Consider the following 16,875-nt stretch of genomic DNA (forward strand, 5'->3'; position numbering starts at 1 on the left):
TCACCAGCACCACCGTGCTGCGCCCGCGCCGGCCGAACGAACAACAAGCTCGCGATCAACACGTTCACGAGCACGAGCGTGGTCACCTGAAGCCAAAACATCGTTGTCCTCTTCTCTCCGTCGAAGTCACGTTTATGCAGGTCAGATGTCGTGAGTGCGAAACCCGGTTGGAACCGGTTGGCGCGACGTGAGATTCTCACGCGCCGCAACCCTGTTCGGCTCCATGCTCTGATCTGCGAAGAGGCTCTACGCCGCCCATTCGGCGGTCGGCAGGTTCAGCGCGACCAGCTTCAGTACCTCGACGAGATTTCTGAAATGGCCAATGTGGACATTCAAGTGCTGCCAACCGGCGATTACAGGTGGAATGCCTCGCTGGTCGGGCCTTTCGTCCATCTTCGCTTCCCGAAGGCGCTTCCGATCGTGCATCTGGAGCACTACCGGTCTTCGGTCTTCCTGTACGACAAGAAGCTGGTCGAGGACTATCGACAGGCTGCCGAGGAGCTCAAAGAACTGGCCTTGACTCGCGTCGAGTCATTGCAGTTGATCAGATCGCTTGCAGCTGAGATCGGAGAGGACGACTGACAATGAGCGCTGAGATGACATGGCGAAAGTCCAGCTACAGCGGCCCGGACACCAATTGCGTCGAGGTCGGCCTTAGCTCCGACGAGGTCGGAGTGCGAGACACGAAGGACTGCGATGGCGGCCTGTTAGCCGTGGAGCAGCGGCAGTGGCGAGCTTTCCTCGCGGCCGTTCGCTCCGGTCGCTTCGACGGTTGAATGCGGTGAAGGGCACCTCCGACCGTCCCACCCGTCGCCCGACCGCCACCCCTCAAGGAGGCGCTTCGCGCCACGGTGTTGAACAGGTCGAAGGTGCCCTTCACTCATCTGCTGATCAGGGGATCAGGCTTTGGGTTTTCCTAGGCGGAGGGCCAGGACGAGGCCCAGGGCCACCACGATCACCGCTCCTGCGATCCAGGGCCAGACCGGCATGCCGCCGGACTCACCCGCCTCCTGCTGGTCTGCCTGCTTCGGGGGTTCGGCCGGCGTGCCCTTGCCCGGTTGGGTCAGGTTGAAGGTGACCTTGCCGGGGACCGGGTGGCCGTCGTTGGACAGGACTCGGTAGCCGATGGTGTAGGTGCCCGCCGGGCCCAGTTCGCGGACCGGGATGGTCACCGAGTTGCCGTCGACCTTCACCTGGCCGTCGGTCCAGTACGTTCCGTCGGGGCCGACCACGTTGACCGTGTTGTAGCCCTCGCCGGAGCGGACCGGCTGGTCGAAGGTCAACCGCACCTCTTGCGGCCCGACCGCGAGCTGCGCGCCCTCCTTCGGATCACTGTCCACCAGCACGTTGTGCGCGAGCGCCGTGCCCGCGCCGCCTAACAGCGCGGCCATCGCCATCGCTGCGACTGCGATCAATCGCTTCACGACTCGTCCTTCTTGGTCGATCCGGCGCTGCGGCTGCGGGCCAGGGCACCGGCTCCGATGCCGACGCCCAGCGCGCCGACGAGCAGTCCGGCGCCGCCGAGCCAGCGGGCCGTGTCGTCACCGGCACTGGCACCGGCCTCCGCCGCCGGCTTCTCCTCGGTGCCGCCGTGCGAGTGGCCGTCCTCGGCATCTTCGACCAGCTTCACCGTCGGGGCCGGGTGCTCGGGTTCCTCGCCGTTCGGCGGGGTCGGGGTGTCCCAGCTCACGACCTCGCCGTTGTCGTAGGTCTGGAACGTCGGGATGACCAGTTCATCCGTGTTGTCCGGAAGGGTGCCGAGGGTGGCCTCGAACTCGTCGAACTCGTCCGGCCCGATCTTGGTGCCCGGCTGCGCGGTCCACGTGATGCTGCGCACGGCTTCGGTGACCTGAGCGCCGGCCACCTCGACCGGCGCGATCTGGGCCTTCTCGACCTGCGCGGTCCAGCCCGGCTTCGGCTTGGTGCGCACCGAGCTCAGCGGGTACTGCTCGGGGAAGGTGACCTTGATCTGCACGGTCGAGGCGTTCGGCCGCTCGTTGGGCACCCGGAAAGCGATCTTCGCGTGGCCGCCCTTGGCGGCTTCCGACGGTTGCGCGCTGACGTGGGCGAATGCGGGCGCGGCGCCCAGCAGCGCAGTCATCGCGCAGGCAGCGGTCAGTGCTGCGGATCGGGCCGCAAATCGTTTTGTCGACATGTTTACTTGAAATCTCCTGAAATTCGGCCGTCGTCTCGGCGGGCGAAAAATGACAGAACGACAACGATCAGGTGGCGAATTTCGCCTGATCTTGAACAGGAGATTTCGGGGGCCCGCGGAGGGCGTGGATCCGCTGGTGGACCAGGTGCGCCAGCTGACGCACCGTGACCGCGGGAATACACACAGTGCGCAGTTCGGTCACGATCCGTAGTGGCCGCGGGCGCCGCAGCAGAACCGATCGGAGCAGGCGGGCGACTACGAAGAGTGCTCGCTCCGCCCTGGCCATCAATAGTCCGGTGAACAGCACGACACCAATGTGGCCCAGGGCCATCGCCACCGGCGAGATCGGCATGCCGAGGGCTCCCGGCGCGTCCTGGTGGGACGCCACGAGCTGGAGAAACACGTGAAGAGACAGCTGGCTGACGCCGAGTGCGCCTAGAATGCTCCACGACCCGCGTTTGCGATCAGCGAGTGCCACACCGGCGCTGGCCAGGAGGACGGTGATCACGAGAGTCGAGCCCAGATCGGGTAATGACCCGCCAGCGGCCACGTGAGTGGCTACGGAAAGTGACGCCGATGTGGTGGCCAACGCAGCACCGCGCAGGACGCGTAGTGCGCCCTGCGTAGGTGCGAGACCGGCTGCCACAGCACCCGAGTCTAGGTGTCGGTTCGGCCACGCTGACCGCGGCCACGCTTGCCTTGTTCACCCGATTGGGTCACGGTTTATCGGGTTGCAGGCATTAGGAGCACGGATGACCGCATTGTCGATCCTTGATCGAATACGTCGTAACTGACGACTGAGAGGAGGGGGCGTCGCCGAAAGTCGGCGCCGGAACCTGTGTCGACCGAAGCAGAACGAAGTGGTGACTCCCCCGGGGGAAACCATACAACCGAACTGTCAGACAACACTGAGTTCCTCGGAAAGCCCCGGACGGACTGGGTCGTATTCGGCGTCACCGCCGCGATCATGTTCGCGATCGTGGTCTGGGGCGGTCTCGGGACCGATTCGCTGAGCGCTGCGTCCAGCGCAGCGCTGGACTGGTTGCTCGTCAACACCGGCTGGGGATTCGTCCTGGCGGCGACGGGCTTCGTCGTTTTCGCCCTGTTCCTCGCGTTCAGCAAGTACGGCCGAATTCCACTCGGACAGGACGGCGAGAAACCGGAGTTCCGCACGGTCTCCTGGATCGCCATGATGTTCAGCGCCGGCATGGGCATCGGCCTGATGTTCTTCGGCGTCAGCGAGCCGCTGACCCACTTCGTCTCCCCGCCGCCGGGCACGGTGCCGGGTGGGAGCGAAGAAGCGATCACCACGTCATTGGCGACCTCGCTGTTCCACTGGACCCTGCACCCGTGGGCGATCTACGCGGTCGCGGGTCTGGCCATCGCTTACAGCAGCTTCCGCCGCGGTCGCAGTCAGCTGATCAGCAACGTGTTCCGCCCGCTGATCGGCAAGCGCAACGCCGAGGGCCCGATCGGCAAGCTGATCGACATCCTCGCGCTGTTCGCGACGCTGTTCGGCTCGGCCGCTTCGCTGGGCATCGGCACCCTGCAGATCAGCGCGGGCATGAAGGCCGCCGGCTGGATCGGCGAGACCTCGTCGATCGTCCTGGTGCTGATCATCGTCGTCCTGACGATCTGCTTCATCGCCTCCGCGGTGTCCGGCGTCGCCAAGGGCATCCAGTGGCTGTCCAACATCAACATGGTGCTGGCCGCGCTGCTGGCGGTCTTCATCTTCGTGGTCGGCCCGACGGTGTTCATCCTGGACCTGCTGCCCACCGCGCTCGGCTCCTACCTGAGCGAGTTCGGTGAGATGGCTTCGCGGGCCGGGGCGACCGGCGGTCCGGACATGCAGTCCTGGCTGGCCAGCTGGACGATCTTCTACTGGGCGTGGTGGATCTCCTGGACGCCGTTCGTCGGCATGTTCATCGCGCGCATCAGCCGCGGCCGCACGATCCGCCAGTTCGTCGGTGGCGTGCTGCTGGTCCCCAGCGTGGTGAGCCTCGTCTGGTTCGCGATCTTCGGTGGTGCCTCGATCGGCCTGCAGAAGGGTGGTGCCGACGTCTACGGCGACGGCACCGCGGAGTCCCAGACCTTCGCGGTCCTGGAGCACCTGCCGCTGACGCTGATCACCTCGGTGCTGGTCATGATCCTGGTGGCGATCTTCTTCGTCTCCGGTGCGGACGCGGCCTCGGTGGTCATGGGCACCCTGTCGCAGCGCGGTTCCATCGAGCCGAGCCGCTGGGTGGTCGTCTTCTGGGGTGCCGCGACCGGTGCGGTGGCCGCGATCATGCTGGTCATCGGCACTTCCGGCGGTGACGCGGAGAAGGCCCTGGGCGGCATCCAGAACCTGACCTTCCTCGGCGCGCTGCCGTTCGCCGTGGTCATGGTGCTGATGTGCGTGGCGCTCTTGAAGGACCTGCGCAGCGACCCGATCACCCTGCGCGAGGCCAAGGGCGCCGAGGTGCTGGAGCAGGCCGTGATCGTCGGCTCCGAGGAGCACGACGGCGAGTTCCAGCTGGTCACGACGCCGGTCGACGAGGACGAGACCGAGCAGGCTCCGGCCGGGGACAAGTAGTCCCCAACCCGGCTGATGTGGGTGCGCCTGGCTGCCAGGCGCACCCACATCCACATCGGGTGGGTTCTCCATCCGAGTTCATTGATGCAAGGGGCGCGATCGACCGCACCTGATTCCGGGCCGGGCGATCGCGGCCGACTGCTGAAAGGAGGGGGCGTCGTTGGTTCGGCGCCGAACTTTGTGTCGACAGAATTGAATGAGAAGTCGGATGAGAAGCCGGCCGAGGTGGCGGTGAGCACCAAGCTCGTCGACCAGCCCGGTCGGATGGACTGGGGGGTCTTCGGGATCTCGGCGCTGGCCGCCATCGCGTTCATCGCGTGGGGCGTGCTCGGGTCCGAGTCGCTGCAATCCTTCGCCAGCGCTGCCCTGGAAGTGCTGGTGCGCGATGGCGGGTGGGTGTTCGTGCTCGCCGGCACCGCGTTCGTGATCTTCGCCCTGTGGCTGGCGTTCAGCCGCTACGGGCGCATCCCGCTGGGTGAGGACGACGAGAAGCCGGAGTTCCGGACCACGTCGTGGATCGCGATGATGTTCGCCGCCGGGATGGGCATCGGCCTGATGTTCTACGGCGTTTCCGAACCGCTGACCCACTTCACCAGCCCGCCGCCCGGCAGCGCGGAGGCAGGTACGGACGAGGCGGTCGGGGTCGCGATGGCGACGTCGCTGTTCCACTGGACCCTGCACCCGTGGGCGATCTACTCGGTGGTCGGTCTGGCCATCGCGTACGCCAGCTACCGGCGTGGTCGCAAGCAGCTGATCAGCTCGGCGTTCGTGCCGTTCTTCGGCAAGCGGGCGTCCGAGAGCGTCCCGGGCCGGATCATCGATGCGCTCGCGGTGTTCGCGACCGTGTTCGGCACCGCTGCCTCGCTGGGCATCGGTGCGACCCAGATCGGGGCCGGTCTCACGGAGGTCGGCTGGGTCGATTCGGTCGGCAACACGCTGCTGGTCGCGATCATCACGCTGCTCATCGCGGCGTTCGTGATCTCGGCGGTCTCGGGTGTGTCCAAGGGCATCCAGCTGCTGTCCAACAGCAACATGATCCTGGCGCTGCTGCTCGCGCTGTTCTTGTTCTTCGTCGGACCGACGGTGTTCATCCTCGATGTCATCCCGCTGTCGGTCGGTTCCTACCTCGCCGATTTCGGCCAGATGATCTCCCGCACCGGCGCCATCGGCGGCGAGGACATGCACACCTGGCTGTCCAGCTGGACGATCTTCTACTGGGCGTGGTGGATCTCCTGGGCGCCGTTCGTCGGCATGTTCATCGCGCGCATCAGCCGCGGTCGCACCATCCGCCAGTTCGTCGGTGGCGTGCTGCTGGTCCCCAGCGTGATCAGCCTCGTCTGGTTCGCCATCCTGGGTGGCACCGCGTTGTACCAGGAGCGCTCCGGCGCCAACCTGACCGAGGCCGGCGGCGCGGAGGACCAGCTGTTCCAGGTCTTCCGGAACCTGCCGCTGTCCGCGGTGGCCAGCGTGCTGGCGATGCTGCTGATCATCAACTTCTTCGTCACCAGCGCCGACTCGGCATCGGTCGTGCTCGGCTCGATGTCGCAGCGCGGCAGCGCGCAGCCGAACAAATTCGTCGTGGTGTTCTGGGGTCTGGTCATCGGTGGCGTCGCGATCGTGATGCTGCTGACCGGTGGCGAGGACGCCCTGAGCGGCTTGAACAACACCACGATCATCGCGGCCTCGCCGTTCGTGGTCGTGGTGCTGCTGATGTGCGTGGCCCTGGTCAAGGACCTGCGCAGTGACCCGATGATGCTGCGCGAGGCCAAGGGCGCCGAGGTGCTGGAGCAGGCCGTGATCGCCGGCACCGAGGAGCACGACGGTGAATTCCAGCTGGTCACCACCCCGGTGGTGGAGACCGAGGAGGAACCTGTGGGGGCCTCGGCAAGCGGAAAAGAGTAATCGGTGAACTTCCTGGACTACGTCGCATCCAGGTGGCAATCGTTGCTGGTCGATTCGTTCCAGCACGCCAGCATGGTGCTGCAGTGCATCGTGCTGGCGACGATCGTCGGCGTCCTGGTCGGGGTTGCGGTCTACCGCAGCCCCGCCGGGGCGGCGATCGCCACCGCGCTTTCCAGTGCCATCCTGACCATCCCGTCGTTCGCGCTGTTCGGCCTGCTCATCCCCGTGCTGGGGCTGGGCGTGGCGCCGTCGGTGCTGACCCTGGTGCTGTACGCGCTGCTGCCGATCGTGCGCAACACCATCGTCGGGCTGTCTACAGTCGATCAACCGATCTTGGACGCGGCCCGCGGTATCGGCATGAGCCGGTTCGGCGTGCTGACCCGCGTCGAGCTGCAGCTGGCCTGGCCGCCGATCTTGGCGGGCATGCGGGTGAGCACCCAGATGCTGATGGGCATCGCGGCCATCGCCGCCTACGCGAAGGGCCCCGGCCTGGGCAACCTGATCTTCAGCGGACTCGGCCAGCTGGGCGGCGCGAACGCCCTGAACATGGCCGTCGCCGGCACCGTTGGCGTGGTCATCCTGGCGCTGCTGATGGACGCCGTCTTCGTGCTGATCGGGCGGTTGACGACTTCGAGAGGTATTCGTGGCTGACGACAACATGACCCCGACCCACGGGCACGGCGTGGAGATCTGCCTGGAAGAGGTCTCCAAGCGCTACCCCGGCCAGAAGCTGCCCGCCGTCGAATCGGTGACCATGACCATCCCCGCCGGTGAGACGGTGGTGCTGGTCGGTCCGTCCGGCAGCGGCAAGACCACCACCATGCGGATGATCAACCGCTTGATCGAGCCGTCCTCGGGCAAGATCACCATCGGTGGGCAGGACGTGCTGGGCCTCGACCCGGACAAGCTGCGCCGCGAGATCGGCTACTCGATCCAGCAGGCCGGCCTGTTCCCGCACATGACCGTCGGCGAGAACGTCGGCATGGTGCCCGGCCTGGTCGGTTGGGACAAGAAGCGGATCGGCGAGCGCATCGACGAGATGCTCGACCTGGTCAACCTGGACCCGGGTGAGTACCGCGACCGCTACCCGCGGCAGCTCTCCGGCGGTCAGCAGCAGCGCGTCGGCGTGGCACGGGCGCTGGCGGCCAACCCGCCGGTGCTGCTGATGGACGAGCCCTTCGGAGCGGTGGACCCGATCACCCGAGGTGTGCTGCAGGACGAGTTGATGCGCCTGCAGGCAGACCTGGGCAAGACGATCGTGTTCGTCACGCACGACTTCGACGAGGCCGTCAAGCTCGGCGACCGGATCGCGGTGCTGGGCGAGCGCTCCACGATCCTGCAGTACGACACGCCCGACGCGATCCTGGCCAACCCGGCCGACGACACGGTCGCCGGGTTCGTCGGCGCCGGTGCCGCGCTCAAGCAGCTGACCCTGCGACGAGTCCGCGAGATCGAGGTCGGCGAGGTGCCGACCGCGAAGGTCGACGAGTCGCCGTCGGTGCTCAAGGAGAAGCTGGGCACCCGCCGCGGCGCGATCGGCCTGGTGCTGGACAAGCGCAACCGCCCGCTGCGCTGGGCGTCGGCCCGCGAAGCCGGCGCGGTGTCGTCGCTTGCGCGCGCCGGCCGGCCGGTCGAGGACAGCGTGTCGCTGGCCTCCACGCTGCAGGACGCGCTGGAAGCGATCCTCACCGATGACGACGGCGTCGCGGTCGTCATCGGCTCGCGCGGCGAGTACGTCGGCGTGGTCGACATCGACACGGTGATGAACACCATCAAGGCGCTGCGCGAAGAGCACGCCGACGATTCGGCCGAGGACGAGTGATGAGCAGCCAGTTCGCTTCGGACTCCGGATCCCGCACCGCGGAGCGGATGCGCCTGCTGACGCAGCCGGTCGCGGTGGTGGTGCTGGTCGCCGCGGTGCTGGGTTGGGCGTTCAGCCAGGACAACGACGAGGTGACCGAGCGCAGCATCAACGCGCCGTACATCCTCGGCCTGACCTGGGAGCACTTCTTGATGAGCTTCGCGGTGGCGCTGATCGTGATCGCGGTGGCGGTGCCGCTGGGCGTGCTGCTCAGCCGTCCGTGGGCGCGCAAGGCGGCGCCGCTGGTGATCGGCATCGCCAACATCGGCCAGGCCGCGCCCGCGGTCGGTCTGCTGGTGCTGTTCTTCCTGTTCACCGGTGGTTCGACCGGATTCTGGATCGCGGTGCTGCCGATCGCCTTCTACGCGCTGCTGCCGGTGCTGCGCAACACGATCGTCGGACTGCAGCAGGTGGACCGGTCGCTGATCGACGCAGGTCGCGGCATCGGCATGTCCGGTACCGGGGTGCTGCTGCGCATCGAACTGCCGCTGGCGGTGCCCTACATCCTGGCCGGTCTGCGGACCGCGCTGGTGCTGGCCGTGGGCACCGCGACCCTGGCGCTGTTCGTCGGCGCCGGTGGTCTCGGCGAGATGATCGACACCGGTTACAAGCTCAACGACTGGACGGTCATGATCGTCGGCTCCGTGCTGGCCATGGCGCTGGCACTGCTGGTCGACTGGCTGGGCGCGCTGGCCGAGACGTACCTGTCGCCGAAGGGGTTGCGATGAAGCTGAAGACGTCGCGCCGCGGCGCGCTGAAACTGGCCTCGCTGGCGATGACCGGCGTGCTGCTGTCCGGTTGCGGGCTCAGCTCCGGTAGTTCGGTGCCGCTGGCGGTGGAACCCGGCTCGATCAAGCCGGTCCCGGAGTTGGAAGGCGTCACCATCACGGTGGGCTCGAAGAACTTCACCGAGCAGCTCGTGCTCGGCTACATCGCCGAGTTCACGCTGTCCGCGGCCGGGGCGAACGTGCGGGACCTGACCAGCATCGTCGGGTCGTCCACGGCCCGCCGCGCGCTGCAGAGCGGTCAGATCGACGTCCTGTGGGACTACACCGGCACGTCCTGGATCAGCTACAACGGCAACAACGATCCGATCCCGGACGCTCGCGCCCAGTTCGAGGCGGTCAAGCAGCAGGATCTGGAGCGCAACGGCGTCGCCTGGACCGCGATCGACTACCAGGTGGACAACACCTACGCGTTCGCGGTCAACCAGGACGCGGCCAAGCGCCTGGGCGTGGAGAAGCTGTCGGACATCCCGCGGATCGTCGCCGAGCACCCGGAAGACGCCACGTTCTGCGTGGACACCGAGTTCGCCAACCGAAACGACGGCATGCCCGGCGTGGAGGAGACGTACGGCTTCACCGCGGACAAGTCGAAGATGAAGACCCTGACCGAGGGCAGCATCTACCAGGCGACGGCGAACGGGACCTGCACCTTCGGCGAGGTGTTCACCACCGACGGCCGCATCAAGGCGCTGGACCTGAAGGTGCTGGACGACGACAAGTTGTTCTTCCCGCGCTACAACATCGGCATCACGACCCGCGACGAGCTGCTCAAGCGGTACCCGCAGATCACCTCGGTCTTCGAGCCGGTGTCGAAGGCGCTGACAAACGAGGAACTGGTCAAGATGAACGCCCAGGTCGACGTGGACGGCCGCGACCCGGCCGACGTCGCCCGCGACTGGATGGCCGAGAAGGGCTTCGTCAAGATCCCCGGCCGCTGACCAGTGGGACCACAGTTTCAATTGAAACTGTAAATTCCAGGCACGAGGAATCACAGTTTCAATTGAAACTGTGGAACACGGGAGGGGCACCTGCTTGCGCGGGTGCCCCTCTCGGTGCGTTCTGGGCCGGTCAGCGTCGGGTGGGGACGCCGAAGTGGGTGAGGAGGTCGTCCTCGATCTGGCCGAGCTCCGCGTCCACCGCGCGGTGCGCGGACCTCCGCCGCTGCGTCGGCATCCGCTCCGCAGCCCGGACCGCGGTCGTCAGCTGCGTCAGCCGCGCGCCCGTCCGCTCCGCGTACTGCTCCGCGGCCAGCCGCGCCTCTTCGTCGCCCGCCTGCTCGCGCAGTGCGCGCAGCGCGTCGGAATCGCCCGCGATGCGCGCGTGCAGCGCCGCGCCGTGGCCGGTGTAGGCGCCGAGGTCGTCGACCGGGACGCCCAGGCGTCGCGCCCGCGCGCGGTCGAGGCGCTCGCGGACGGCCGAGACCGCGCGGATCGCGAACGGGATCAGCACCGGGCCGACCACTTTGGCCACGCCGATCGCCTTCTTGGCGTTGCCGGGCGTGATGCGCCCGTGCTCACCGCGCTTGATCGCCTTGGCGGCCTTCTTGTCCGCCTTCTTCGCCGCCTTGGCCACCCGGCGGGCTTCGGTCGGAACCCGCTTCGCGGCCGTGCGCCGGTTCATGCGTTTCCTCACCGGAACCTCCCTGTTCACGCGCTGCGCTCACTTTAAGGGCCTGTCTCCGAACTTGCCCTGCTTGACGGTGCGGGTGGCGGAACCTCAGACGCCGCCTGGACTGCGGGTGCCCACCCTTATGCATGGCCAATGCACAGCGGCTGGGCCGTCCTCGCCAGGCGACGTCTGAGAACCCGCGGGGGTGGGCTGAAACGCCTCCGGCTTTTCAGGAATAAGGACTCACGATCTGTCAGATCTCGTGACGGGGCGTCTACCCAGCTCGGGTGATGCTGTGCGCGGCGAATCGTGCGTGGAGTGCACGGGCGGCTCGGTCGTGTAGGCGGGGTGATGGGCGCACCTGTCATGGCGACGGCATACGCTTCACCCGTGAAGGATGAGGTGCTGCTCGAGGCGGGCGTGGTGACGCGCTGTCGTCGGCGCGTGCACCTGGAGAACGATCCGTCGATGCGCGACCAGCCGCAAGCGCCGCTGGACCTGGGCATCGAGCAGCGCATCGCCGACGCCGCGGAGCACCGCCGAGCTGTCGCGAAGCTGCTCGGCCGGTTGCACGGCGAGGACTGGACCGAGATCCCGCGCGGCGCGGTGGCCGATCGCGCGGAGCTCACGCTGGCCGCGATGCGCGCCGGGACCCGCTACATCTCCGCAGCTCAGCTGCCATTCGACAAGGAGGGCGGACGCCGCGGCTCGGTCGACCTGCTGGTGCGCAGCGGCGACGGGTACCTGCCGGTGCTGGTGGTCCGGCACAAGATCACCGACCCGGGACGTGGGGCGCGCGTGTCGCCGGTGGAGCGCCCGGTTCCGGAAGCGTCTTCGATCGACGAGACCCGCAAGGTGCGCCCGCAGCCGCGCGACCAGCTCCGGCTGGCGCACGCGGTCCGGATGCTGCAGGCCTGCGGGATGGGCGCGGACGCAGCGCAGGGCGGCGTGATCGGTGTGGAAGCCGACGTCGTCGTCTGGCACGACCTGTCGGCGCCGAACTGGCCGGAGGGCCGCACCGCGCTGGCCGAGTACGAGCTCCGCTTCGCCGACCGCCTGGCGGTGGCCACCGCGGCCGCCGAAGGCGCCGAGCCGCTCGCGCAGCCCTCCCGGATCAACGAGTGCAAGGGCTGCCCGTGGTGGCCGGTCTGCGAGCAGCAGCTGCACGACCAGCGCGACGTCAGCTTGGTGGTGCGTGGTGAGGACGCCGTGGCGCTGCGCGACATCGGCGTGTCCACTGTGGATGAACTTGCGGCGACGCCGCTGGAGCAGGCCGACGAGCTACCGCTGACCAGCGTCCGCAACACCGACGCGATCCTGCTCGCCAAGGCGTGGCTGCAGAATTTGCCGCTGGTGCGGCGGGTTCGCGACCTGTCGGTGCCGCGGGCGGACGTCGAAGTCGATGTGGACATGGAGAGCTACGGCGACTCCGGTGCCTACCTGTGGGGCTGCTGGCTGTCCGGCGCGGACATCGGCCAGGAACAGGGCTACCGGGCGTTCGTCAGCTGGGAACCGCTGCCGTCCGACGACGAAGGCCGCTCCTTCGCGGAGTTCTGGACCTGGTTCTGCTCGGTGCGCCGCACGGCTCGTGAGAACGGCCTGACCTTCCGCGCCTACTGCTACAACGAGCTGGCGGAGAACCGCTGGATGCTGGCCTCCGCCGAGCGCTTCGCGGGCAAGCCCGGAGTGCCGTCGGTGGCCGAGGTCCGCAAGTTCATCCGCTCGTCGGAGTGGGTCGACCTGTTCGCCTCGGTGCGCGAGCAGTTCCTGTGCCCGAACGGCAAGGGGCTCAAGGTGATCGCGCCCAGCGCCGGGTTCACCTGGCGCGACGCCGAAGCCAGCGGCGAGAACTCGATGCGCTGGTACCGCGACGCGGTCGGCTTCGGCGGCGGAGTCCCGGACCTCACCCAGCGCGACCGGATCCTCCACTACAACGAGGACGACGTCCGGGCCACCTGGATCATCCGCCGCTGGATGACCTCCGACGAAGTCGGAGAAATCCCCTACGCCGAAGATCTTTGAGCACAGCTCATTCCTGAACTCGCCTTGCGTAGCGGTGCGAGTTGAGGGGGTGGGCTACGCGCCTGCGGCGCATCAAAGACAAAAGATCGAAGAACAGGGACTGAGGTCCTGCCGGATCCCTACGGCACGATGACGGCGCGGCCATCGCGCCTGGTGCGCCGAGCCCCGGCGGCCGGATGCCCAGCTCACCGGCGCGGGTGCAGTAGTTCTCCTTGCTCCTTTGCGGTTTGATCGCGCGGAGCCCATCTTGCGCCGAACCGCGCACCGCCACCGCTCGAACGGATGTCACTCGCTGGCCCGTGAGCACTTTCTGGCGCTATGGCAACGGAAAGCGCTCACGGGACGGAGCTCAGCGAGGGGCCATGCGGAGGGCGCCGTCCATGCGGATGACTTCGCCGTTGAGGTAGTCGTGCTCGATGATGTTCACCGCGAGCTGGGCGTAGTCCTCGGGGGCGCCCAGGCGCTTCGGGAACGGGACGCCGTCGGCCAGGCCCTGGCGGTACTCCTCGCTCACGGTCGCCAGCATCGGGGTGTCGATGATGCCCGGGGCGATGGTCATGACCCGGATCCCGGCCGAGGACAGGTCGCGGGCCGCCGGCAGCGTCAGGCTCGCCACGCCGCCCTTGGACGCAGCGTAGGCCGCCTGGCCGATCTGCCCGTCGAAGGCCGCGACGGAGGCCGTGTTGATCACGACGCCACGCTGGCCCTGCTGGTCGGCCTCGGTCTCGCGGATCGCCTCCGCGGCCAGGCGCAGCACGTTGAAGGTGCCGACCAGGTTGATCTCGATGACCTTGCGGAACAGGTCGAGGTCGTGCGCGCCCTTGCGGCCGACGATGCGCGCCGACGGGCCGATGCCCGCGCAGTTCACCACGATCCTCAGCGGATTTCCGGCGCCCGCGGCCTGCTGCACCGCGGTCTGCACCTGCTCAGCGTCGGTGACGTCGGCCGCCGCGTAGGTGACGCCGTCGACCACCGGCGCCTTGCTCACAGCATCCGGCAGGTCCACCGCGAACACCTGAGCGCCACGCCCGGCGAGTGCTCTTGCGGTGGCCGCGCCAAGGCCGGAAGCCCCGCCGGTGACGATCGCCGCGGTGTCGGTGATCTGCATCTGCTCGTTCCTTTGCGTCCGATGGTGCTACCCGGGCATGTCTAACACCTGGGGACGGTCTTGCCCAGCATCGAACGCGGAACGGACAGGGCGAGAAGCGACGGTCACCGATGGCGTTGCACCTCCCGCTTCGATGTCGTCTCCACCAGCGAGAGCAGCGCGACCAGGGGCAGCGCGGCCAGCAGCGCGAGGCCGATGAACAGTGCGGCGAACCCGATGAGCTCCATGCGAAGAGCGTGGTCCGCTCACCGTCGCCGCCGCGTCTGCCACCAGGGGCGATCTGTCATCCGTCCGAGCGAAAACTTCACCACCCAACGTGACCGAGCTCACTGCGGTTCCGCAATTTCAATGGAAATCCGACGTCCAATTTCCATTGAAATTGCGGAACCCCGGGCGCGGAGGGGTCAGAGGGGTGGGCAGATGGCGTTGAGGGCTTCGAGGTCGTCCGTCGACGGGCGCCACTGGCCCGCGACCGCGTTGGCCTGGACCTGTTCCGGAGTGGTCGCGCCGCTGATCACCGAGCCGACCACCGGCTGCGCGGCCAGCCAGCCGACCGCGACCGACGTCATCGGGATGCCGCGCTGCTCGGCGAAGGTCCGCAGCTGCTCGATGCGCTCCCACGGCGCGTCCGTCAGCATCTGGTTGCGCCCCGCCAGACGGCTGCCCGCCGGCGGCTCCTGGTCCTTCCGGTACTTGCCGGTCAGCAGGCCGTTGGCCAGCGGGAAGTAGGGGATCAGCCCGACCCCGAACCGCTTGCAGGCCGGGATGATCTCGCGCTCGGCCTCCCGCGCCAGCAGCGAGTAGTGGTTCTGCGTGGACACCGGCCCGGTCAGCGCGACCGAGGACGACAGCCAGGACGCGTCGGCGAGCTGCCAGCTGGCCAGGTTGCAGTGCCCGACGTAGCGGATCTTGCCCTCGCGGACCAGGTCGTCGAGCACCGACAGGGTTTCCTCCAGCGGCGTCAGCCGGTCCGGCCGGTGCAGCTGGTACAGGTCGATCCAGTCGGTGGCCAGCCGTCGCAGCGAGGACTCCACCGCGCGGCGCACGTAGCGGCGCGAGCCGCGCGCGGTGAAGTCCGGGCCGTTGCCGCCCTGCATGTCCATGCCGAACTTGGTCGCGATGATCGCCTGCTCGCGGCGGCCGGACAGCGCCTGCCCGAGCAGCTCCTCGCTGCGCCCGCGCGGCGAGCCGTACACGTCGGCCACGTCGAAGAAGGTGATGCCGGCGTCGAGCGCGGTGTCCACCACGGCTCGCGCACCGGAGAGGGATTCGGTCGCCGTTCCGGGGCGGCCCAGGTTGTTGCACCCCAGACCGACCGCGCTGACCACCAGACCGGATTCGCCCAGACGTCGCTGTTCCACGCCGAGGACCCTAAACGGCTCGTCGCCGGCGAGTCACGCCAGACGTACGGCGTGTGAACGTTTCCCGAAGTCAGTTCCTCTGCTCGGGCGATGTGCCACGATTCACGCAGGGAGGATCAGCGGCTGCTCGGTCGCGCGCTTGAAGGGGTGTGGGGACTGGTGTTCGCCCGTCGGATCGTCGTTGTCGGTACCGGCTACGTGGGGTTGACGACCGGCGCGTGTCTCGCGTCGCTGGGCCACCGCGTGGTGTGCAGCGACGTCAACGCCGAGAAGGTCGCGCAGCTGTCCCGCGGCGAGGTCCGGATCCACGAGCCTGGGCTGGCCGAGCTGGTGCAGGAGGGCATCGCGGCTGGTCGGCTGGAGTTCGTGCTGGGTTCGGCGGTCGCGGTGGCCGACGCCGAGGTGGTCTTCCTGTGCGTGCCGACGCCCATGGGTTCCGGCGGTGGGGCCGATCTGGCGGTGGTGGAGTCGGTGGCGCGCGAGGTGCGCGAGGGGCTGCCGACCGGATGCGTGCTGGTCACGAAGTCGACGGTGCCGGTGGGCACTTCCGCGTGGCTGCGCGAGCTGGTCGGGCGTCCGGACGTCGCGGTGGTGAGCAATCCGGAGTTCCTGCGCGAGGGTTCCGCGGTGCACGACTTCCTGACCCCGGACCGGATCGTGGTCGGCTCGGACACCCAGGACGCGGCCGAGCGGGTGGCGGCGCTGTACGCGCGGCTCGGTGCGCCGACGGTGCTCACCGACGCGGCCAGTGCGGAGATGGTGAAGTACGCGGCGAACTGCTTCCTGGCGACCAAGCTGTCCTACGTCAACGCGATCGCCGAGCTGTGCGAGCGGCTGGGCGCCGACATCACCGACGTGACCGAGGGGATGGGCTACGACCGGCGCATCGGCCAGGCGTTCTTGCAGCCCGGCCCGGGCTGGGGCGGTTCCTGCCTGCCGAAGGACACCGCGGCGTTGTTGCAGGTCGCGGACGCCGTGTCGTTCGACTTCCCGCTGCTGCAGGCGACCATCTCGTCCAACGCGCGGCAGCGCGAGCGGATGGTCGACAAGGTCGTCGAGTCCTGCGGCGGTTCGCTGGCCGGTGCCCGGATCGGCTTGCTGGGCCTGACGTTCAAGGCGGGCACCGACGACCTGCGCGACTCGCCCGCGCTCGAGGTGGCGCGGCTGCTGGCGGCGCGGAACGCGGAACTGGTCGCCTTCGACCCGGGGCTGCGCGGCGAGGAGGCGGAGCTGCCGTCGGGGCTGACGCTGGTCGACGACCCGTACCAGGCCGCGAAGGGTGCGGCGGCGCTCGTGCTGCTGACCGAGTGGCAGGAGTTCCGGACGCTGGACTGGAACCGGGTCGCGCAGCAGCTCGACGGTCCGGTGGTCGTGGACACCCGCAACCACCTGGACCCGGACGCCTTGAGTCGCGCGGGCCTGAGCTGGCGGGGAGTCGGCCGCACCCCGGTCGGCTGAGCCGTTTTGCGCTTTTTTCATCGCTTCGGCTATCGATCAA

Annotated in this window: 17 protein-coding genes; 10 read left to right on the forward strand and 7 right to left on the reverse strand. The window is 68.1% G+C overall.

Features of this window, described 5'->3' with window-relative positions:
- Positions 1-150: 150 nt before the first annotated feature.
- Positions 151-582: a DUF5753 domain-containing protein gene (locus ACWCO2_RS23780; RefSeq protein ID WP_450129962.1), complete on the forward strand. Its 432-nt coding sequence runs from the start codon at positions 151-153 to the stop codon at positions 580-582.
- Positions 583-584: 2 nt separating this feature from the next.
- Complete coding sequence (locus tag ACWCO2_RS23785; RefSeq protein ID WP_450129963.1) at positions 585-776, forward strand: DUF397 domain-containing protein; 192 nt, start codon at positions 585-587, stop codon at positions 774-776.
- A 123-nt stretch (positions 777-899) separates the two neighbouring features.
- Here the strand turns inward: ACWCO2_RS23785 and ACWCO2_RS23790 are convergent, their stop codons facing one another.
- From ACWCO2_RS23790 to ACWCO2_RS23800, 3 genes are all read right to left on the reverse strand, one after another.
- Positions 900-1,424: a copper resistance CopC family protein gene (locus tag ACWCO2_RS23790; RefSeq protein ID WP_450129964.1), complete on the reverse strand. Its 525-nt coding sequence runs from the start codon at positions 1,422-1,424 to the stop codon at positions 900-902.
- The gene (locus ACWCO2_RS23795; protein ID WP_450129965.1) at positions 1,421-2,101 is read right to left on the reverse strand and encodes a YcnI family copper-binding membrane protein; all 681 of its coding nucleotides are present in this window, start codon (positions 2,099-2,101) and stop codon (positions 1,421-1,423) included. Before ACWCO2_RS23795 ends, ACWCO2_RS23790 begins: the two co-directional genes overlap by 4 nt.
- Positions 2,102-2,222: 121 nt before the next feature.
- Positions 2,223-2,663 (reverse strand): hypothetical protein, encoded by a 441-nt coding sequence (locus tag ACWCO2_RS23800; protein ID WP_450129966.1) that lies wholly within the window; start codon positions 2,661-2,663, stop codon positions 2,223-2,225.
- A gap of 387 nt (positions 2,664-3,050) precedes the next feature.
- Between ACWCO2_RS23800 and ACWCO2_RS23805 the strand changes: the two genes are divergently transcribed.
- The 6 genes from ACWCO2_RS23805 to ACWCO2_RS23830 all read left to right on the forward strand — a co-directional run bounded on the left by ACWCO2_RS23805 (position 3,051) and on the right by ACWCO2_RS23830 (position 10,216).
- Positions 3,051-4,730, forward strand: a complete 1,680-nt coding sequence (locus ACWCO2_RS23805) for a BCCT family transporter (protein ID WP_450130025.1) — start codon at positions 3,051-3,053, stop codon at positions 4,728-4,730.
- A 264-nt stretch (positions 4,731-4,994) separates the two neighbouring features.
- Positions 4,995-6,632: a BCCT family transporter gene (locus ACWCO2_RS23810; RefSeq protein ID WP_450130026.1), complete on the forward strand. Its 1,638-nt coding sequence runs from the start codon at positions 4,995-4,997 to the stop codon at positions 6,630-6,632.
- 3 nt (positions 6,633-6,635) lie between these two features.
- On the forward strand, positions 6,636-7,283 hold the full coding sequence (locus ACWCO2_RS23815; protein ID WP_450129967.1) for an ABC transporter permease: 648 nt from the start codon (positions 6,636-6,638) through the stop codon (positions 7,281-7,283).
- Positions 7,284-7,290: 7 nt separating this feature from the next.
- On the forward strand, positions 7,291-8,454 hold the full coding sequence (locus ACWCO2_RS23820) for an ABC transporter ATP-binding protein (RefSeq protein ID WP_450130027.1): 1,164 nt from the start codon (positions 7,291-7,293) through the stop codon (positions 8,452-8,454).
- Positions 8,454-9,221, forward strand: coding sequence for an ABC transporter permease (locus ACWCO2_RS23825; RefSeq protein ID WP_450129968.1), 768 nt, complete (start codon positions 8,454-8,456; stop codon positions 9,219-9,221). Before ACWCO2_RS23820 ends, ACWCO2_RS23825 begins: the two co-directional genes overlap by 1 nt.
- Entirely contained in the window at positions 9,218-10,216 is a 999-nt protein-coding gene (locus ACWCO2_RS23830) for a glycine betaine ABC transporter substrate-binding protein (protein WP_450129969.1), read from the forward strand. Before ACWCO2_RS23825 ends, ACWCO2_RS23830 begins: the two co-directional genes overlap by 4 nt.
- Before the next feature lie 130 nt (positions 10,217-10,346).
- Here the strand turns inward: ACWCO2_RS23830 and ACWCO2_RS23835 are convergent, their stop codons facing one another.
- Positions 10,347-10,898, reverse strand: a complete 552-nt coding sequence (locus tag ACWCO2_RS23835) for a DUF6474 family protein (RefSeq protein ID WP_450129970.1) — start codon at positions 10,896-10,898, stop codon at positions 10,347-10,349.
- Positions 10,899-11,276: 378 nt separating this feature from the next.
- Here ACWCO2_RS23835 and ACWCO2_RS23840 point away from each other — a divergent pair, with 378 nt between their 5' ends.
- Entirely contained in the window at positions 11,277-12,908 is a 1,632-nt protein-coding gene (locus ACWCO2_RS23840) for a TM0106 family RecB-like putative nuclease (RefSeq protein ID WP_450129971.1), read from the forward strand.
- A gap of 349 nt (positions 12,909-13,257) precedes the next feature.
- Here ACWCO2_RS23840 and ACWCO2_RS23845 read toward each other — a convergent pair whose 3' ends face one another.
- The 3 genes from ACWCO2_RS23845 to ACWCO2_RS23855 all read right to left on the reverse strand — a co-directional run bounded on the left by ACWCO2_RS23845 (position 13,258) and on the right by ACWCO2_RS23855 (position 15,377).
- Complete coding sequence (locus tag ACWCO2_RS23845; protein ID WP_450129972.1) at positions 13,258-14,016, reverse strand: SDR family NAD(P)-dependent oxidoreductase; 759 nt, start codon at positions 14,014-14,016, stop codon at positions 13,258-13,260.
- Positions 14,017-14,120: 104 nt separating this feature from the next.
- Positions 14,121-14,243 (reverse strand): hypothetical protein, encoded by a 123-nt coding sequence (locus tag ACWCO2_RS23850; RefSeq protein ID WP_270952781.1) that lies wholly within the window; start codon positions 14,241-14,243, stop codon positions 14,121-14,123.
- Between the two features lie 177 nt (positions 14,244-14,420).
- Positions 14,421-15,377 (reverse strand): aldo/keto reductase, encoded by a 957-nt coding sequence (locus ACWCO2_RS23855; protein WP_450129973.1) that lies wholly within the window; start codon positions 15,375-15,377, stop codon positions 14,421-14,423.
- A 159-nt stretch (positions 15,378-15,536) separates the two neighbouring features.
- Here ACWCO2_RS23855 and ACWCO2_RS23860 point away from each other — a divergent pair, with 159 nt between their 5' ends.
- Positions 15,537-16,835 carry a UDP-glucose dehydrogenase family protein gene (locus tag ACWCO2_RS23860; protein WP_450129974.1) on the forward strand — a complete coding sequence of 433 codons (1,299 nt, stop codon included), beginning with the start codon at positions 15,537-15,539 and terminating at the stop codon, positions 16,833-16,835.
- Positions 16,836-16,875 lie beyond the last annotated feature (40 nt).

Source organism: Saccharopolyspora sp. NPDC002376 (assembly GCF_053593195.1).

Coding starts and splice junctions, on each gene's coding strand:
- ACWCO2_RS23830 (WP_450129969.1), top strand. CDS start 9,218: ATGAAGCTGAAGACGTCGCGCCGCGGCGCGCTGAAACTGGCCTCGCTG.
- ACWCO2_RS23785 (WP_450129963.1), top strand. CDS start 585: ATGAGCGCTGAGATGACATGGCGAAAGTCCAGCTACAGCGGCCCGGAC.
- ACWCO2_RS23795 (WP_450129965.1), bottom strand. CDS start 2,101: ATGACTGCGCTGCTGGGCGCCGCGCCCGCATTCGCCCACGTCAGCGCG.
- ACWCO2_RS23845 (WP_450129972.1), bottom strand. CDS start 14,016: ATGCAGATCACCGACACCGCGGCGATCGTCACCGGCGGGGCTTCCGGC.
- ACWCO2_RS23835 (WP_450129970.1), bottom strand. CDS start 10,898: ATGAACCGGCGCACGGCCGCGAAGCGGGTTCCGACCGAAGCCCGCCGG.
- ACWCO2_RS23810 (WP_450130026.1), top strand. CDS start 4,995: ATGGACTGGGGGGTCTTCGGGATCTCGGCGCTGGCCGCCATCGCGTTC.
- ACWCO2_RS23850 (WP_270952781.1), bottom strand. CDS start 14,243: ATGGAGCTCATCGGGTTCGCCGCACTGTTCATCGGCCTCGCGCTGCTG.
- ACWCO2_RS23825 (WP_450129968.1), top strand. CDS start 8,454: ATGAGCAGCCAGTTCGCTTCGGACTCCGGATCCCGCACCGCGGAGCGG.
- ACWCO2_RS23820 (WP_450130027.1), top strand. CDS start 7,291: ATGACCCCGACCCACGGGCACGGCGTGGAGATCTGCCTGGAAGAGGTC.